The organism is Defluviitalea raffinosedens (assembly GCF_016908775.1).
Classification (GTDB): Bacteria; Bacillota; Clostridia; order Lachnospirales; family Defluviitaleaceae; genus Defluviitalea; species Defluviitalea raffinosedens.
In genome coordinates, this window is record NZ_JAFBEP010000035.1 from 1 (window position 1) to 17390 (window position 17390).

General features: G+C 39.2%; 17 protein-coding genes, 1 pseudogene and 1 riboswitch. All 18 genes and pseudogenes read left to right on the forward strand.

The genetic code is table 11. The features are described 5' to 3' along the window. Positions 1–178: 178 nt before the first annotated feature. The 18 genes and pseudogenes from JOD07_RS14855 (at position 179) to JOD07_RS14940 (ending at position 16730) form a co-directional block, all read left to right on the forward strand. Positions 179–589 carry a hypothetical protein gene (locus JOD07_RS14855; protein ID WP_034844757.1) on the forward strand — a complete coding sequence of 137 codons (411 nt, stop codon included), beginning with the start codon at positions 179–181 and terminating at the stop codon, positions 587–589. A 39-nt stretch (positions 590–628) separates the two neighbouring features. Beyond that, complete coding sequence (locus tag JOD07_RS14860) at positions 629–1627, forward strand: type II TA system antitoxin MqsA family protein (protein ID WP_158740443.1); 999 nt, start codon at positions 629–631, stop codon at positions 1625–1627. 144 nt (positions 1628–1771) lie between these two features. Continuing rightward, the gene (locus tag JOD07_RS14865; protein WP_204614568.1) at positions 1772–2014 is read left to right on the forward strand and encodes a hypothetical protein; all 243 of its coding nucleotides are present in this window, start codon (positions 1772–1774) and stop codon (positions 2012–2014) included. 123 nt (positions 2015–2137) lie between these two features. Next, positions 2138–2497: an HNH endonuclease gene (locus JOD07_RS14870; RefSeq protein ID WP_204614569.1), complete on the forward strand. Its 360-nt coding sequence runs from the start codon at positions 2138–2140 to the stop codon at positions 2495–2497. Positions 2498–2580: 83 nt separating this feature from the next. Continuing rightward, positions 2581–2916: pseudogene (locus JOD07_RS16045) on the forward strand (DUF1062 domain-containing protein); the annotation flags it as partial. Positions 2917–3018: 102 nt separating this feature from the next. After that, positions 3019–3134, forward strand: a riboswitch (FMN riboswitch). Between the two features lie 169 nt (positions 3135–3303). After that, entirely contained in the window at positions 3304–4422 is a 1119-nt protein-coding gene (ribD, locus tag JOD07_RS14880) for a bifunctional diaminohydroxyphosphoribosylaminopyrimidine deaminase/5-amino-6-(5-phosphoribosylamino)uracil reductase RibD (RefSeq protein WP_330576560.1), read from the forward strand. Further along, a complete protein-coding gene (locus JOD07_RS14885) occupies positions 4403–5056 on the forward strand; it encodes a riboflavin synthase (protein WP_158740435.1) in 654 nt (217 codons plus the stop codon). Before ribD ends, JOD07_RS14885 begins: the two co-directional genes overlap by 20 nt. 50 nt (positions 5057–5106) lie before the next feature. Beyond that, entirely contained in the window at positions 5107–6306 is a 1200-nt protein-coding gene (locus JOD07_RS14890) for a bifunctional 3,4-dihydroxy-2-butanone-4-phosphate synthase/GTP cyclohydrolase II (protein ID WP_158740433.1), read from the forward strand. Positions 6307–6354: 48 nt separating this feature from the next. Continuing rightward, positions 6355–6816 (forward strand): 6,7-dimethyl-8-ribityllumazine synthase, encoded by a 462-nt coding sequence (gene ribH / locus JOD07_RS14895; protein ID WP_334296502.1) that lies wholly within the window; start codon positions 6355–6357, stop codon positions 6814–6816. Between the two features lie 148 nt (positions 6817–6964). After that, complete coding sequence (locus JOD07_RS14900) at positions 6965–7330, forward strand: phage holin family protein (protein ID WP_204614570.1); 366 nt, start codon at positions 6965–6967, stop codon at positions 7328–7330. Further along, positions 7327–8331 (forward strand): N-acetylmuramoyl-L-alanine amidase, encoded by a 1005-nt coding sequence (locus tag JOD07_RS15735; protein WP_204614572.1) that lies wholly within the window; start codon positions 7327–7329, stop codon positions 8329–8331. The genes JOD07_RS14900 and JOD07_RS15735 overlap by 4 nt, the downstream gene beginning before the upstream one ends. A gap of 53 nt (positions 8332–8384) precedes the next feature. After that, on the forward strand, positions 8385–8603 hold the full coding sequence (locus tag JOD07_RS14910) for an SHOCT domain-containing protein (protein ID WP_059031384.1): 219 nt from the start codon (positions 8385–8387) through the stop codon (positions 8601–8603). Between the two features lie 61 nt (positions 8604–8664). Further along, positions 8665–10233 (forward strand): recombinase family protein, encoded by a 1569-nt coding sequence (locus JOD07_RS14915; RefSeq protein WP_204614574.1) that lies wholly within the window; start codon positions 8665–8667, stop codon positions 10231–10233. Beyond that, a complete protein-coding gene (locus JOD07_RS14920) occupies positions 10233–10688 on the forward strand; it encodes a recombinase family protein (RefSeq protein WP_243429356.1) in 456 nt (151 codons plus the stop codon). Before JOD07_RS14915 ends, JOD07_RS14920 begins: the two co-directional genes overlap by 1 nt. Next, positions 10651–12219: a recombinase family protein gene (locus JOD07_RS14925; RefSeq protein WP_204614578.1), complete on the forward strand. Its 1569-nt coding sequence runs from the start codon at positions 10651–10653 to the stop codon at positions 12217–12219. The genes JOD07_RS14920 and JOD07_RS14925 overlap by 38 nt, the downstream gene beginning before the upstream one ends. 136 nt (positions 12220–12355) lie before the next feature. Further along, entirely contained in the window at positions 12356–12760 is a 405-nt protein-coding gene (locus JOD07_RS14930; protein WP_204614579.1) for a hypothetical protein, read from the forward strand. 33 nt (positions 12761–12793) lie between these two features. Then, positions 12794–14479, forward strand: coding sequence for a DUF262 domain-containing protein (locus tag JOD07_RS14935; RefSeq protein ID WP_015051357.1), 1686 nt, complete (start codon positions 12794–12796; stop codon positions 14477–14479). Beyond that, positions 14466–16730 carry a DUF262 domain-containing protein gene (locus JOD07_RS14940; protein ID WP_015051356.1) on the forward strand — a complete coding sequence of 755 codons (2265 nt, stop codon included), beginning with the start codon at positions 14466–14468 and terminating at the stop codon, positions 16728–16730. The genes JOD07_RS14935 and JOD07_RS14940 overlap by 14 nt, the downstream gene beginning before the upstream one ends. Positions 16731–17390 lie beyond the last annotated feature (660 nt).

Here is a 17390-nt window from a genome sequence, read left to right on the forward strand (position 1 = left end):
GACCCTCCTTGGTATTTATTGTTTTCAGCGACTAATATTTTACCAAAAAGAGTGGTCTCTTGCTATTTTTTGTCCTAGAACAATTTTACACTAAGAATAAAAAATGCACTAATTGATGCATAAATCTTGACAAAAGGCATATAATATAGTATCATTGTATCACAAAAGAGGTGATGCAATGAATCAGCACTATAATCAGAATTATACCTGGGAACAGATTGATGAGATTTTGGCAATGATACATGACTGTATTAGAGAGGGCAGATTCATTATATCAAAAAATGAGAATAGACAAGAAAACATAGATTTTATAAATGAATATAATCTAAACAGCAGAAGGCAAAAGGAGATTTTACTGAAAATAAAAACAGAAGATTTTTGCCATTCATTGCAAAATACGAAAGTAGGATTTGAACATGAGGTTTTATATGTATTTTGTCCCCAGGTTACGTTATTTAACTTTGATGGCATCGAGGAGTTAGTTGATATATATACGAAATTTAATCTAATTGATAGTGAAAGTGGAAAACGAGTGGTTGTTATATCGTTTCATAAGCGAAACAAGCCGATTGATTATCTTTTTCGATGATCAATCAGAAAGTTTGAGAGTTTGAAAGGAGGCCGCCTTATGAATAGGAATAAGACATTTTGCGAGGAATGCAGAAGAGATGTCGAATACATGGTAGAAACAGCAACAATTAAGGGTAAACTTAAAGGCGAAGAATATGAGTATACTGGAAAGAAGGCTGTTTGTACGGAATGTGGGAGCGAAGTCTATGTAGCGGATATAGAGGACGAAAATCTAAAGGCTTTGTATGACACGTACCGTCAAAAAAACGGCATTATTTCGCTGGAGAAGATATTAGAAATACCTCAGAAATACAATATTGGCAAACGTCCGCTATCATTGCTTTTAGGTTGGGGGGAAATGACTTTTTCGAGATATTGTGAAGGTGATATGCCTACAAAACAGTATTCAGATATTCTTCAAAAGATTTATGATGATCCAGCGTATTATAAAGAATTACTGGAGAAAAATAAGGACAATTTAAAATCTCTGCAGGCATATGAAAAAAGTAAGCGGAAGGTACAGGAACTGCTTGGGGAAGAAAACAAAACGGGTTCAAAGCTGGACTCAATTATCCAATATCTGCTTTATAAATGCGAGGACATAACTCCTTTAGCTTTACAAAAGGCGCTATATTATGTCCAGGGTTTTTATTATGCTTTTGAAGGACGGTTTCTTTTTGAAGAAGACTGTGAGGCATGGGTTCATGGACCGGTTTACAGAGATATATATAACAGGTATTCATCTTATCGGTTTGACCCCATTGAGAGTGTTGAAGCTTTCGATGAATCAGTTTTTACAACTGCTGAAAAAGCGATATTGGATAGCGTTATTAAGAACTTCTGCTGTTATAGCGGAAAAACGCTAGAGAAGTTTACGCATCTGGAGAAACCATGGCGGCATACTAGAGACGGTTTGCCGGTGGATGCGCATTCTAATCGTGTAATACCCAAAGAGTTGATCGGGAAATATTTTGTAGCTGTAAAAGAAAAATTCAACATGCTTACTCCTGGAGATATAGAAGTATATTCGAAAGCTATCTTTGAACAAATAAACTGATATTTTTAGCTTCCTTTAAGGTGAGATTTTCATGAGATGAAAAACACAGGTATCCCATATATAATGATATCGTGAAAAAATAACATTAAAACGCATAAGCCCTTCGGGGCTTTTTCTTATGACATAAAACAGGAGGGAGGAAAGATGGTTAATAAATGCTTTGGCAGTAACGGAAGGAACGGCTGCAATATCCTGACTGTACACAAGTGCTTGCAAGATAAATGTTCCTTCTATAAAAGCACCAAGGAGTTAGAGGAAGATAGGAAAAAGGCTTATCTTTTGCTTGCAGCTTTACCACCCGATATGCAGCGGTATATCTCCGATAAGTATTATAACGGTAAGATGCCATGGTCAAATAGCAAATGTGTTGTTCAATATTCCAGATGAGATTTTTATGAGATGAAATTCATTATAAATCCAAATATAATGGTATTGTGAAAAGTTATGGATAAGCCTTCATGGGATATGAACCTGTGAGGGCTTTTTTATACCTGTAAAGGAGGTGGCCAGATGCCAAGAAAACCAAAAAGGCCTTGCTCCTTTCCCGGCTGTCCTGAACTGACGGACGGAAGGTACTGCGACATGCATCAAAGGCAAGTGGATGCTTATTACAACAAATACGAACGAGATCCTCAAACAAGAAAAAGCTATGACCGGAGATGGAAACGCATCAGGGACAGATATATCTCAGAGCACCCGCTTTGCGAGGAGTGTCAAAAGTACGGAAGGCTTACACCAGCCGAAGAGGTACATCATATTATCCCTTTATCTAAAGGCGGAACCAATGCAGACAGTAACCTTATGAGCCTGTGCAAACAATGTCACTCATCGATCACTGCCCGCGAAGGAGAACGATGGGCAAGACGGTAGGGGGGTCAAAATCTCTGGTGAAGTAGTTTTGTGCAACGGGCGGGGGGTCACGCGCGAAAAAGCGCAGTTTCAAACGGTGTAAACACACATACAAGCTGCCGATTTACTCGCGCATCAGCAAAAAACGCTTGAATAAGGCAGAGTATGAGGCATTTCTGCGAAATGACCGGGAAATTGTGTATCAATATGGCTTGGACAGGGTTTTACTGCAGAAAAACAATGTTGAGATTTTGGAGGAGCCGGCTTATGTTTTGAGGAATGGCGGTGAGGATACGGAGAGAGATGTTATACGGTTTCGTAACCCCTATCATTTGCGAATACGCTATGACAGGCTAATTGCCGAATGCCTTAAAATATCTCGATCCGAAGCGAAAAGGGTTCTGGAAAACGGAGTGTTATCCGTAGAGGTGGTTCCGTGAAGAAGTGAAACGTGCAAGTTTAATGAGGAATGAAAATCATTGACTTGAAAGTTGACAAGTGATATATTTATTTCAATCATTAATAACGGTAAAACTTAATATAAGTATCTTCAGGGATAGGTGAAATTCCTTACCGGCGGTAAAGCCCGCGAGCCTTAAATGGCAGATCCGGTTAGTTTCCGGGGCCGACAGTATAGTCTGGATGGGAGAAGAGAATGTGTTCTATTGCGTCTGCATGTCAGCAATGGATGTATTGTATTATCCCTGGAGTTTTTGCTTCAGGGATTTTTTACTGTCTGTGTGATGAATCTCTGAATCGGTTTGAAAGGCTACTTAGAAAGTAATGGCCTAAGGATAAACACATACTTTTTTGAGCGAGGGATGAACATGTACGAGAGATATATGCAAAGAACATTTGAGCTGGCTAAGTTGGGATGGGGAATGACAAGCCCGAATCCGCTGGTCGGTGCGGTTATAGTTAAAGACGGAAGGATTATAGCTGAAGGATATCATGCGAAGCGCGGATGTGCGCATGCAGAAGCGGCCGCGTTTGAGAATGCAAAGGAAGATGTCCGCGGAGCGACACTGTATGTCAATCTGGAGCCATGTTCCCACTATGGCAAGACGCCCCCATGCGCAAAGGCAATTATAGAAAAGGGAATCAGCAAAGTAGTAATGGCAATGATCGATCCCAATCCTAAAGTTGCGGGCAGAGGGGTCGCAATGCTTAAAGAGGCCGGTATTCAGGTGGTCTGCGGTATCCTCGAGCAGGAAGCGAAAAAACTCAACGAGATATTCATCAAATATATAACCCAAAAAAGGCCCTTCGTGATTATGAAAACCGCCATGACGCTCGACGGCAAAATAGCCTCTGCCCGCGGTGATTCAAAGTGGATATCAGGAGAAGCTTCGAGGCGATATGTGCATACATTGCGCAACAGGGTTACCGCCGTAATGGTGGGCATAAATACAGTCCTTGCAGACAACCCGTCTCTTACTGCGAGGCTTGACTCTGAAACGACCAGAGATCCTGTCAGAATTGTCGTAGACAGCAAAGGGCTGATACCTCCGGACAGCAGGGTTATCAATGAGGAATCATCAGCAGGCTTAATCCTTGCCACGACAACGGCGATTGACCCTGAAAAAGAAAGGCTGCTCATGGATAAAGGAGTGCGGATTCTTAAAGCGGACAGCCCCGGAGGGCATGTCGATCTGGCAAAGCTTATGGATGAGCTATATAAGCTTGAGATTGACAGCGTGCTTTTAGAAGGTGGGGGAGGCCTTAATGCCGCCGCGCTTGATTCGGGAATTGTTGATAAGGTTATGACTTTTATCGCGCCGAAGATTATCGGCGGAAAAGATGCCAAAACTCCTGTTGAAGGCGAGGGGATAGAAATAATGGAGCATGCCGTTAAATTGCAGGATATCAGCATCAGCAGATTTGATGAAGACATCCTTATCGAAGGATATGTGAGAGGTGATTTTTATGTTTACGGGAATCGTTGAGGAGATGGGCACCATAAAAGGAATTAGCCGGGGCAGTAAATCCGCCAGACTTTCAATCAGTTGTTCAAGGGTTATGGACGGCATGAAAATCGGGGACAGCATTGCTGTAAACGGAGTTTGCCTCACGGTAACCGATATGGGCGGCAACTGGTTTTCCGCCGATGTGATGCCTGAAACGTTGAGAAATACGGGACTTGGAATGCTGAAAATATCCGACAAAGTGAACCTCGAGCGGGCTCTGAGGCTGTCAGACAGGCTCGGAGGCCATATTGTTACCGGACATATCGACGGGACGGGAACCGTTATATCAAGGGTGGAAGAGGACAACGCCATATGGCTTACGATTGAAGCCCGAAACGATATCCTTAAATATATCGTCATGAAAGGCTCGGTTGCGCTCGATGGCACAAGCCTGACTGTTGCCCATGTTGATGACAGATGCTTTAAAGTATCGTTGATACCTCATACCGCAGGCGAAACGACTCTGGGCTCGAAAAAGGTAGGCGATCAGCTGAATATTGAGTGCGATGTGATAGGAAAGTATGTGGAAAGGCTTTTCAATTGCAGTTCACAGGAATCAAAGCCGAAACGGGATATATCCGTAGAATTTCTCAAGAGTAATGGATTCGCATAAATTCGGCCGTAAATAGGGCTTAAATGTATCGAACAGGAGGGGGATTCAACATGAATTTTAATACCATTGAAGAGGCGTTGGAAGACATCAGAGAGGGAAGGATGATCCTGGTTGTAGATGATGAAGACCGCGAAAATGAAGGGGATCTTTTGATGGCGGCGGAAAAGGTGACGCCCGAAAGCGTAAACTTCATGGCTACCTATGGAAGAGGGATGATATGTGTCCCCATGACAGAGGAGAATGCGCGGCGGCTGGAACTGGACCTGATGGTGGAAAGAAATACCGAGAGCATGAAGACGGCATTTACCGTGACGGTGGATCACAAAAGTTCAACTACAGGCATATCAGCCTTTGAGAGGGCGAATACCATAAAGGAACTGGCAAATCCAGCTTCGGTCAGCAGCGATTTTACCAGACCCGGACACATTTTTCCTCTGATTGCAAGAGACGGAGGGGTGCTGAAACGTTCCGGGCATACGGAGGCAGCCGTGGATCTTGCCAGAATGGCAGGTTTGCATCCGGCGGGGGTCATATGCGAGGTTATGAATGATGACGGCACCATGGCAAGAGTGCCTCAACTATTCGAATTTGCAAAAATGCATGGCCTCAAAATCATTACAATAGAAGAACTGATAAAATACAGAAGGAAAAATGAAAAGCTTGTAACGGCAGCCGCAAAAGCCAAGCTTCCGACCGAATACGGCGAATTTGAAATTATTGCCTATGAAAATACGATTAACGGTGAACACCATATCGCCTTGGTAAAAGGACATCTTAGCAATCCTGATGAGCCGGTGCTGGTGCGAGTACACTCCGAATGCCTGACAGGAGATGCTTTCCATTCCCTGAGATGCGATTGCGGAGAACAGTTGAATGCCGCATTGAGGCAGATAAGAGACGAAGGCAGGGGAGTGCTGCTTTATATGCGCCAGGAAGGACGCGGAATAGGTCTTGTGAATAAAATACGCGCCTACGCGCTCCAGGATAAAGGGAAGGATACGGTGGAGGCAAATGAACTGCTTGGTTTTGCCCCTGACCTTAGAGAGTATGGCATAGGAGCGCAAATACTCTATGACTTGGGCATCAGGAAAATCAGGCTCTTGACCAATAACCCCAAAAAGATCATTGGCTTAAGCGGTTACGGCCTTGAGATTGTGGAGCGGGTGCCGATACAGATCGAAGCCAATGAGGTCAATAAGTTCTATATCAGAACGAAGAAGGAAAAGATGGGACACATTATTGCAATTTAAGCATCGAATCAAATACGGTGAAAAATCAGGAGGGTGAAAAGAATGCCGATTAAAACACTTGAAGGGAACTTGATGGCAAAAGATTTAAAAGTTGGGATCGTCGTCGGGCGTTTTAACGAGTTCATCAGCAGCAAGCTTTTAAGCGGAGCGATTGACGCATTTGTCAGGCATGGGGGAAACGAGGCTGACATCGAAGCGGCCTGGGTGCCGGGAGCGTTTGAAATTCCCCTGGTTGCACAGAAAATGGCCGAATCCAAAAAGTATGACGCGGTAATCTGCCTTGGCGCTGTTATCAGGGGGGCGACGCCTCATTTTGATTACGTTGCCAATGAAGTGTCCAAGGGGATTGCAAAGGTTTCATTAGATACCGGTGTGCCTGTGATATTCGGAGTTCTGACCACGGATACCATAGAGCAGGCGATTGAAAGAGCAGGTACAAAAGCCGGCAACAAGGGATATGATGCCGCGGTGACCGCTATCGAAATGGCAAACCTGCTGAAGCAGTTCTGACAGGGGAGTGCCCGTAAAATAACCATAATTGCAGCATGTAAAACGCTGTTCGTCAACCGGAACTTTTCAATACCGGATTTTTATGATTTAATCATTAAGTAATCAATCGGGTTGTGCAATGAAAACCAACGGAAGGTAAGGCAACAATATGAAATTAAGAAACAGCTTTCATCCCTATGCAATGATAACAATTGTCTTTTGGTCATTGGCCTATGTGCTGACCAGGCTGGCGTTGCAGTATTTTTCTGCATTCTCACTGGGCTTTCTAAGATATTTTACGGCGTCCTGCACCTTGGCGGTCGTTGCAGTTTACACGAGAATGAAACTGCCGCATAAAGCCGATCTTCCGACTTTTCTGGCTGCCGGAGCGGCGGGGTTCTTCTTTTACCTGAGTAACGAGGGAGTTTCAATTCTTGAGAATGCAGCACATATAGGACTGCCCATTCCTGAAAAGCTGAAAAACGCATTGGAACAACTGCATGATCGCTCAAATGAGGAGGATGAAAAGAAATGAAGCTTTTCACAAAATACATGACGCGAAACGATTGCTATACAGCAGGCCGCAAAATCACGCCTAAAGGAATCATGGTACATTCGACGGCTGTGCCGGGTGTAATGGCGGCTGAGTGGTTTTCCCGTTGGAACAAATCTTACAAAGCCGGTGAAATAAACAGGCAGGTATGTGTACATGCTTTTGTAGACGAAAAAGAGGTTTGGCAATACCTGCCTTGGGATCATCGCGGGTGGCATGCGGGAGGAGCAGCCAACAATACCCATATTGGCTTTGAAATCTGTGAGCCTGCTGGGTTTTCGTATAAATCCGGGTCGGTAATGGTGGGTTATGATGCAGCAAAGCAGAAAGATTATTTCCGTAAAGCGTGGCAGAATGCTGTTGAACTCTGCGTTATGCTCTGCAAGAAGTACGGTCTTAATGAGAATGACATCATCTGCCACTCCGAAGGATATAAGCTCGGTATTGCCAGCAACCATGCTGATGTGATGCACTGGTTTCCCAAGCATGGGGAGAATATGGACACTTTCCGTAAAGCAGTAAAAAAAGCGCTGGAGAACAGTACAGATATCAATACTGATATTGGAATTGGAGATATGGTGGAGTTTAAGGTCAGTGTAAAGAATTACTACCCCGGCAGTGTGGAAGTTCCAACGTGGGTCAAAAATGACTATTACCACAGGGTCACACAGACTTTATACAAAGGCAAGCCGGTCATAAAAGGCGGCAAAGAATGTGTATTGCTTGGCAAAAAGGTTAAGAAATCCGGCGGTCAAGAAATCGCAGGCATAAACACTTGGGTAGCAAAAGAAAACCTTGTAATTGTAAACAGCATTCCTGATAACAAGGGCAATAGAACCTATACAGTGCAAAAAGGCGATACCTTATGGAGAATAGCGGAAAAAGAACTCGGTAGAGGAACAAGATATCCGGAGATTAAGAAACTCAATGGTCTGACTTCAGATACTATTTACCCCGGACAAGTTCTGAAATTGCCGGAATAACGATAAAGGACAGCCAATCGCGGCTGTCCTAAGTTTTTATAGGAGGTGCTTGAATGATAGAGGCGGCTAATCATTTACCATATAACCCGCAGGAAACGAACTATTCAAAGATAACACAGGAGGAAATTCAAAGAGAGGTTGATTACTGGCGGGCATATAAAATCCTGCAAAAGATGCTTAAGGCGGGACTGATTTCAGAAGAAGAATTCAACAAAATCGACAAGTTGAACCGCAAAACTTTCTCGCCGATGTATGCACAGCTTATGGCCTAATTAGCTTGCTATTAGCGGCACACAGAGGTAACATGTCACATGCCCAAAGGAGGTGAAAACAGTGAGAAAGGTAACAAGGATTGATGGAAACAATGCTCTCCAAGCTTTCAAGCCAAAGGTGAGGGTAGCGGCTTATTGCAGGGTTTCAACAGACAGTGATGAACAAATGGCAAGCCTGGAAGCACAAAAGGACCATTATGAATCCTATATAAAAGCAAATCCTGATTGGGAATTTGCAGGGATTTATTATGATGAAGGCATATCAGGCACAAAAAAGGAAAACCGAACTGGACTTTTGAGACTGCTTGCAGATTGCGAAAACAAAAAAATTGACTTTATTATAACCAAGTCAGTCAGCAGATTTGCCAGAAACACAACCGACTGCATTGAAATGGTGCGAAAACTTACCGATCTCGGTGTTTTCATCTATTTCGAGAAAGAGAATATAAACACACAGCGCATGGAAGGCGAATTGGTGCTGACAATTTTGAGCAGTCTTGCAGAAAACGAGTCATTATCCATTGCAGAAAATAGTAAGTGGTCTATCAGACGTAGGTTCCAAAACGGAACATACAAAATTTCGTATCCTCCCTATGGTTACGATTATGTGGATGGAAAGCTATTTATCAATAAAGAACAGGCTGAAATCGTAAAGCGGATTTTTTCCGAGGCTTTGGACGGTAAAGGCACACAGAAAATTGCAGGTGGGCTAAATTCCGATAAAATCCCAACAAAGAGAGGTTCACACTGGACAGCGACAACTATCCGCGGCATTTTAAGCAATGAAAAATATACTGGGGATGTTCTTCTGCAAAAAACCTATACAGATGAGAATTTTAAGCGGCATTATAATCATGGGGAAAAAGATCAATACATGATAAAAGATCATCATGAAGCCATTATATCCCATGAGGAATTTGAAGCCGCCCAAGAGATATTAAAGCAAAGAGGAAAAGAAAAAGGTGTAATTAAGGGAAGCAGTAAGTATCAAAAACGCTACCCTTTCTCGGGGAAAATCAAATGCGCAGAATGTGGCAGCAGTTTTAAGCGTCGAATTCATGGCAGCGGTGACCGTAAATATATTGCATGGTGCTGCACAAAGCACATAAAGGACGCATCAAGCTGTTCCATGAAGTTTGTCAGAGAGGATGCGATCCATCAGGCCTTCGTTGTTATGATTAATAAGCTTATTTTCGGTCATAAATTCATTCTAAGACCATTGCTACAAAGCTTAAAGAAGACAAATTACTCAGATAACATAACTAAGATTCAGGAACTGGAAACTAAAATCAAAGAAAATACAGAGCGGGTTCAGGTGATTATGGGACTTATGGCCAAAGGATACCTGGAACCCGCTCTTTTTAATACACAGAAAAATGAGCTGCTCAAAGAAGCGGCTTTATTAAAAGAACAAAGAGAAGCATTAAAACGCGTAATCGATGGAGGCATGACTATCCTTGTTGAGGTTGAGAAGCTTCTTAAATTTGCAACGAAGGCTGAAAAGCAGATTGATGCATTCGATAGCAGAATATTTGAGGATTTTACCCACGAAATCATTGTGTTTTCACAAGAAGAAATAGATTTCAAAATGAAATGCGGGTTGAACTTAAGGGAAAGGTTGGTGAAATGATGAGCCATATACCTTTTGGATATACCATTCAAAACGGCAGGGCTGTCGTTAATGAAGAGGAAGCAGTTAAGATTGAGAAACTATTTGAGGCTTACCTTTCCGGTCTTTCTTTAACTGAAGCAGCCCAAAAAGCGGGCATTAAACGCTACCATACATCTATTGCAAGAATGCTTTCGGATAAACGGTATGTTGAGGACAAATTTTATCCGCCAATTATCAGCAAGGACACATTCGAAAAAGCACAACTGGAAAGACGCAGGCGAGCTGAGGCGCTTGGCAGGATTTATGAACATAAAGGAAATGAAAAGAAATGCCTGAATTTTAAGTTTCATGCTTCAATGCCAGATAAACTATACGATGATCCATTTCAGCAGGCAGAGTATGCTTATAGTCTTATTAGGAGCGAGGTGATTTCAGATGGCAATCAGGAATGTTACGGTGATTCCTGCCCGTAAGCGAATCGGGAATAGTGCAAAGGCCGAGGAATTGCCTAAGCTTCGGGTAGCAGCTTACTGTCGTGTTTCTACGGACAGCGAGGAGCAGGCAACCAGTTATGAAGCGCAAATCGAGCACTACACAAACTATATCAAAAGCAATCCCGAATGGGAGTTAGCAGGCATATTTGCAGATGAAGGTATTACCGGAACTAACACAAAAAAGCGTGAAGAATTTAACCGGATGATAGAAGAATGCATGCAGGGCAAAATCGATATGATAATTACGAAGTCTATCAGCCGGTTTGCAAGAAATACGCTGGACTGCCTAAAGTACATAAGGCAACTTAAAGAAAAAAATATTCCGGTTTACTTTGAAAAGGAAAATATAAACACATTGGATACCAAAGGGGAAATCCTGTTGACCATTATGGCGTCTTTGGCACAGCAAGAAAGCCAATCGTTAAGCCAGAATGTAAAACTGGGTATTCAGTACCGATATCAGCAAGGGAAAATTCATATCAATCACAACCGGTTTCTTGGCTATACAAAGGATAAGGATGGTAACTTAGTTATCGTACCTGAAGAAGCGGAGATCGTTAAACGCATTTACAGAGAATACCTCGAAGGTTCCAGTATGCTACAGATAGCAAGAGGTTTGGAAGCTGACGGAATATTGACAGGTGCAGGCAATCCCAGATGGCATACCAGTACCATCAATAAGATTTTGAGGAATGAAAAATATATCGGTGATGCGCTGCTGCAGAAAACCTATACGGTAGATTTTTTATCGAAGAAAAGGGTACCCAATAACGGTATAGTTCCACAATACTATGTAGAAAACAGCCATGAGCCTATAATCCCGCGTGAAATCTTTATGCAGGTGCAGGAACAGCTTGTCAAAAGAAGATGTGTGTATATAAGTAAGAATGGAAAGAAAAGAAACTATAGCAACAATCATCCTTTATCACAGATGGTTTTCTGCGGCAATTGCCATGAAATATTCCGCAGGGTTCATTGGAATAACCGAGGAAAGAAATCAATCGTATGGAGATGTGTTAGCCGATTAGAAAATACTGGTTTGTTTTGTACCGCCTCCACTATACTTGAAGATACGCTAAAAGAGAAAATTGTAGAAGCCATCAATATAGCAGTCAGCGGAAAAAACTCTTTTCTGGCTATACTGAAAGAGAATATTGAAACCGTATTAAGTGAGGATTTGGATGAGAGTACAGCAGATATTGATAAAAGGCTGGAAGAACTCCAAACCGAGTTGATCCAAAAGGCAAATTCAAAGGAGGACTACGATAATATTGTAAATGAAATTTATAGGTTACGGGACTTGAGGCAAGAAACACTTTCAAGAAACGCTCTCCGTCAAGATAAGCGGGATCGGATAGCTGAAATGACTGACTTTCTTAACACGCAAACCGGTGATATAACGGAGTTTGATGATAAACTGGTTAGAAAACTTGTTGAAAAAGCAATTGTATATGATGACAGGCTAGTGGTAGAGTTTAAGTCGGGGCTAGAAATAGAAATAAACTTATAGGATTGTAATAAGATTGCCGCCAGTTGAGAAGGAAAGTCTTCTTAAATTGGCGGCATTTTTATTTTATACAAATGTATAAACAAATAAATAGACAAATAAATAATTATCTTGTATAATTGTAGCGGGGTGGTTAATTATGGATATTAAAATTGATAGCTTAATTCCTTTTGATTCATTAAAAACAAATATAGAACATGTATTTTCTGTCGTTGATAAAAATGGAAAAGTCGTTCTGCTTAAAGATAATAAGCCGATTTATATAGTCTTAAAATATGATGAAAACCATTTAAGTGATGCAGGAATTGGCATGCAAGAGATGCCGAACTATACACTTCATGAAGCCATGAGAATTGTTTTATCTGAGGCAGAAAACAAGACGATGCATGCAGCTGAACTTGCCGATGAGATATATAGGCGCAGGCTGTATTTAAAAAAAGATGGCAGTAAAGCGCAATATACACAGATAAGGGCAAGGTGTGGGCATTATCCGGATATGTTTGAAGCTCTTCCGGGTAATATTATCAGGCTGAAGCAATCATAATTTTGAAAGAAAAAAGAGTAGGGGGATATTTTTATGGAAAACGAAATTAAGTTGTTGTCAATTAATGAAATAATAAAAGAAAAATTCCTTATCCCTTCATACCAAAGGGGATATAGGTGGGAAAAACGCCAAGTAACAGAACTGCTCGATGATATTTGGGAATTCTCCCAACAAGAAAGAAAAAAAGATGAGTTTTATTGCTTGCAACCTATAGTAGTAAAGAAAAATGGCGACAAGTGGGAGGTAATTGACGGACAGCAACGATTAACTACAATCTACATAATTTTGTATTTTTTAGGTAGAAAAAGATATGACATAGAATTTGAGACAAGAGAAAAAAGCAAAGAATTTCTACAGAATATCGATGTATCAAATACATCAAATATTGATTACTTTTTTATAGGACAGGCATATAAAACTATCAAAGAATGGTTTGAGTATAAAGAAAATGTTGAATCAGAATACACTGTTAGAGATGAATTTAGCATTGCATTAGGTAAGCTTACCAAAATAATCTGGTATGAAGTTAATGATGGTTCTAATCCCATAAATATTTTTACTAGGCTTAACATCGGGAAAATACCACTTACAAATGCGGAACTTATAAAAGCATTATTTTTACAAAAATCAAACAAGAATAATAACGATAATGACACTTTTAGGTTAAAACAATTAGAAATAGCTAGTGAGTGGGACAGAATTGAATATACTCTTCAAAATGACGAGTTTTGGAGCTTTATTAATAAAGAATTTAATGATATGCCAACAAGAATCGAATATATTTTTAATGCAATGGCTAAGAAAAGTTCAAGAGGGGATGACTTTTATACTTTTAGGTATTTTAATGAAAGATTAAGGCAACGCAGTGTTCAAGAGATTTGGGATGAAGTTAAGGCTTACTTTTTAACATTTGAAGATTGGTTTAATGACAGGGAATTATTCCATTTAATAGGTTATCTTGTAACTTGCGGAGAGAGAATTGAGCAACTCAAAGATGCAGCTGAAGGAAAAAGCAAAACTGAGTTTAGAAAATATATTGATAACAAAATCAGGCAACACGTTAATTATAAGATATCAGAACTGGATTATGAAAAGAACTCGAATGAAATTAAAAAAGTACTTCTACTATTTAATATAGAAACAATACTTAGAATGAAAACACACAATTATCGTTTTTCTTTTAATTCTTATAAAAGAGGAAAATGGAGCATTGAACACATTCACGCCCAGAATACTGACGGTTTGAGTACAGTAAAACAGTGGATGGCGTGGATTGAGGATCATATAAAAAGTTTAGAAAGAATTAATGCAAACAAATACAAAGAAGTCATTGAAAGAATGAAGTCTATAAATGAGGATAATATAAGTGCTGAATTATTTAATAAATTATTCGAAGAAGTTCAGAACTGTTTTAAAGACCAATTTAGTGATGATATGCATTTAATAAATAACCTAACTCTACTGGATAAGGACTTAAATAGCAGACTTGGCAATTCATTCTTTGATGTAAAGCGTGATATTATTATAAAAATGGATAAGGAAGGCTATTTTATCCCTATTTGTACTAGAAATGTATTTTTGAAGTATTATAGTAAGAATGCATCACATTTGCATTTTTGGGGTCCTGAAGACAGGAAGGATTACTATGATGAGATAATACATACTTTACAGAAATATTTGCCTAATCAAGCGGAGGTGAATAGTGATGCAAACAACTAAGTATACATTTTGGAAGCTAATAAATGAGTATAGAATTGAAATACCAATTATACAGAGAGATTATGCCCAAGGAAGAAATGTTGATAAAATACCAGAAATAAGGAAGGAATTTCTTGAAAGCCTTTATAATGCAATAGTTAATGAGAGCAATACATTAGATTTTGATTTTGTATACGGTTCTATAGAAGAACGAGAAGGGGATAAGGTATTACTGCCATTAGATGGACAGCAGAGATTGACCACTCTCTTTTTATTACATTGGTATCTTGCCACAAAGGAAAATAAAACTAGCAAGATAAAAGGTATACTTTCAAAATTTACTTATGAGACCAGAATAAGCTCTCGGGACTTCTGCTATTCGCTAGTAGAAAAAGGTGTTAAATATGATCTTGGCAAAGAAAATGATAAAATATCTGATTTAATTAAAGATGCTCACTGGTTTTATATGTCATGGATAAAAGATCCAACTATAAAATCAATGCTAACAATGCTTGATGATATTCATCTGACTTTTAGGGATACTCAAGATTGCTTTGAAAAACTAATACGTGATATTAATTCAGATCCTCCAATAACATTTAGATTTTTGGAACTTAAAAACTTTGGCTTAACTGATAACTTGTACATAAAAATGAATGCTAGAGGAAAACCTTTAACGGATTTTGAAAACTTTAAAGCAAAATTTACTCAGATAATTGATGATGTGTTGCCAGAAAAGCTTCTGGATTTTTCTTTAAAGATAGATAACGCCTGGACAGATGTTTTCTGGAAGTATAAAGAAGCCAATACTATCGATAATCCTTTTATGCGATATATATATTTTATTACAGAAATGCTTTATGTTGAAAACCAGAATGTATTACCTACAACAAATCCATTTTTATATAATGAAAATAATGTACCTAAAATCAATTATGAATTGATAAAATCTGTATATAGCAGGAAGGAGAACATTGAATTCTTAATAGATTCTCTTGATTTTTGGATAAAAATTCAAATGGATCCGGATAAATTTATTGACAACATTTTTTCAGAAAAATATGAAAAAGGTAAGCTGGTCATTTTTGATGGTAAAAGTAATCTTTGGAAAAGGTGTTTAAAGGGTGATTCTTTTGGAATAGCAGAAAAAATATTGCTTTATTCACTACTAAAACGTTGTATTTTTTTAAATCAGTACAGTTATAGTGTTGATTTAGTGGAATTTTTAAGAGTTATTCGAAATCTGCTGATGAGAGTACGTCAAGCGGTTAATACCAGATATACAAGCAATTTGCGTTTTGACTTTATGAAGAGACAGTTAAAAGATGTGACTGACTTGCTTATACAAAATCAAAATGTTTATCAAATATTAACTCAAAAGGGATTCAGTATGCCTGGATTTAGTAAAGATTCCGTAGATTCGGAAATAAAAAAGGCTACACTGATTGTTAATAATATAAATTTAAAAGAAAAAATTCATAAACTAGAAGACAATCCATTATTTAAAGGATGTATTGATAATGTTTTGGAAATAGTTGTAGGAAACCCCGCTATAGATTTGGATTCAATTATAACTGACATATGGTCAAACAATAGTTCAACCGTTATAAAAGCTTTACTTTCGATAGGAGATTATTCTGTTATTATAGGTTACAGTCAACTTGGTGCAAGAAAGTACTTTGGAGGAGATGGAGAATGGAATATTATTCTTACAAGGACCACAAACGAATCACAGAAAATCAAAGAAATACTAAAGGAATTTATATGTAAATATATTACAATAAAGGGTTCCACTTCAGAAGAGAAATTGAAAAATATAATTATTGATTATTTAAAACAAGCAAAAAGGGATTGGAGATATTACTTTATAAAATATGGAGGGTTTGTTGATAATAAAAAAAATCTTTATGCATGGCTAAATGAATATGAGTTGAGAAAACTTAATGGAAACTCGCTACTGGCTTACCACATCAATCCATATGTCAGGACGGTCGCTTTGAAAATTGCAGATAAAACCATTTGTAATGTTAATGAGTGCTATGGTATATACAGTGATCTTAGTCCGCTGAAATTAAGAAATAATATAACTCTGGAAAGCCTCAAAGACGGCTGGAAAGTAAAATTTCCTGAAGATTATGTTTCGAGGAATGGAAAACAAGAGTTTAATAATTTAATTGCTATCGCTAATTCTAAAAATGAGTACTGGCTAAAGGAAACTGATGACAAAGATAGGATTGAAATAGCTGTTGAATTCATAAAGGCTTTGGCCTAGAGTCTTTATTTCACTTGACTGGTATTACACACTATAAAGATGATGAAACTTCAAGAAAAAATTAAGGGCAAATCAATAAATCGTAAAAGAACAGGAAATAAGCAGATGCTTATTTGAAAAAGTTGATTTGTTCCCTTGAACGTTCGTTTTCGGGGAAAATGCCCAAAAACCCATTGATATATTCCCACGAACGCAAGGTTCAAAAAACAGCCCAAGACATCAATCCAAGCGGCTCGTTCCACGTGGAGTGCGTTGCCTTGATGCAGAATGTAAAAAATAAATAGAAGCCTAAAAAACGGCTTGAATACAGGGTTTTCAGGACATTTGTCATCTACCGAAAACGTGTTTTTTGGTAGCGGTAATGTCGGAAAGCCCTGTTTTTTTGTTTGTGTAACTGTTCTCGGAAACACATCCACAGTCGTTTGAGGCGGCTTTTTGCGGGCAGGGTTGTGTAGACGGAAAAGACGAGATTTGGAATAATTGATATGTTTGCGGAAACATGTCTATATATAGTTTTGATAAGGTTTAAATCCCTTATCCTCGTCATATTTGTACGCTGGACTTGATGGATTTATGTCAATATAGTAGACACAAAAACTCAAATTTTTATGCAGTTTTTCTTAAAGCATCTTCAAGCTGTTGAGGAGTCATATAACCGAT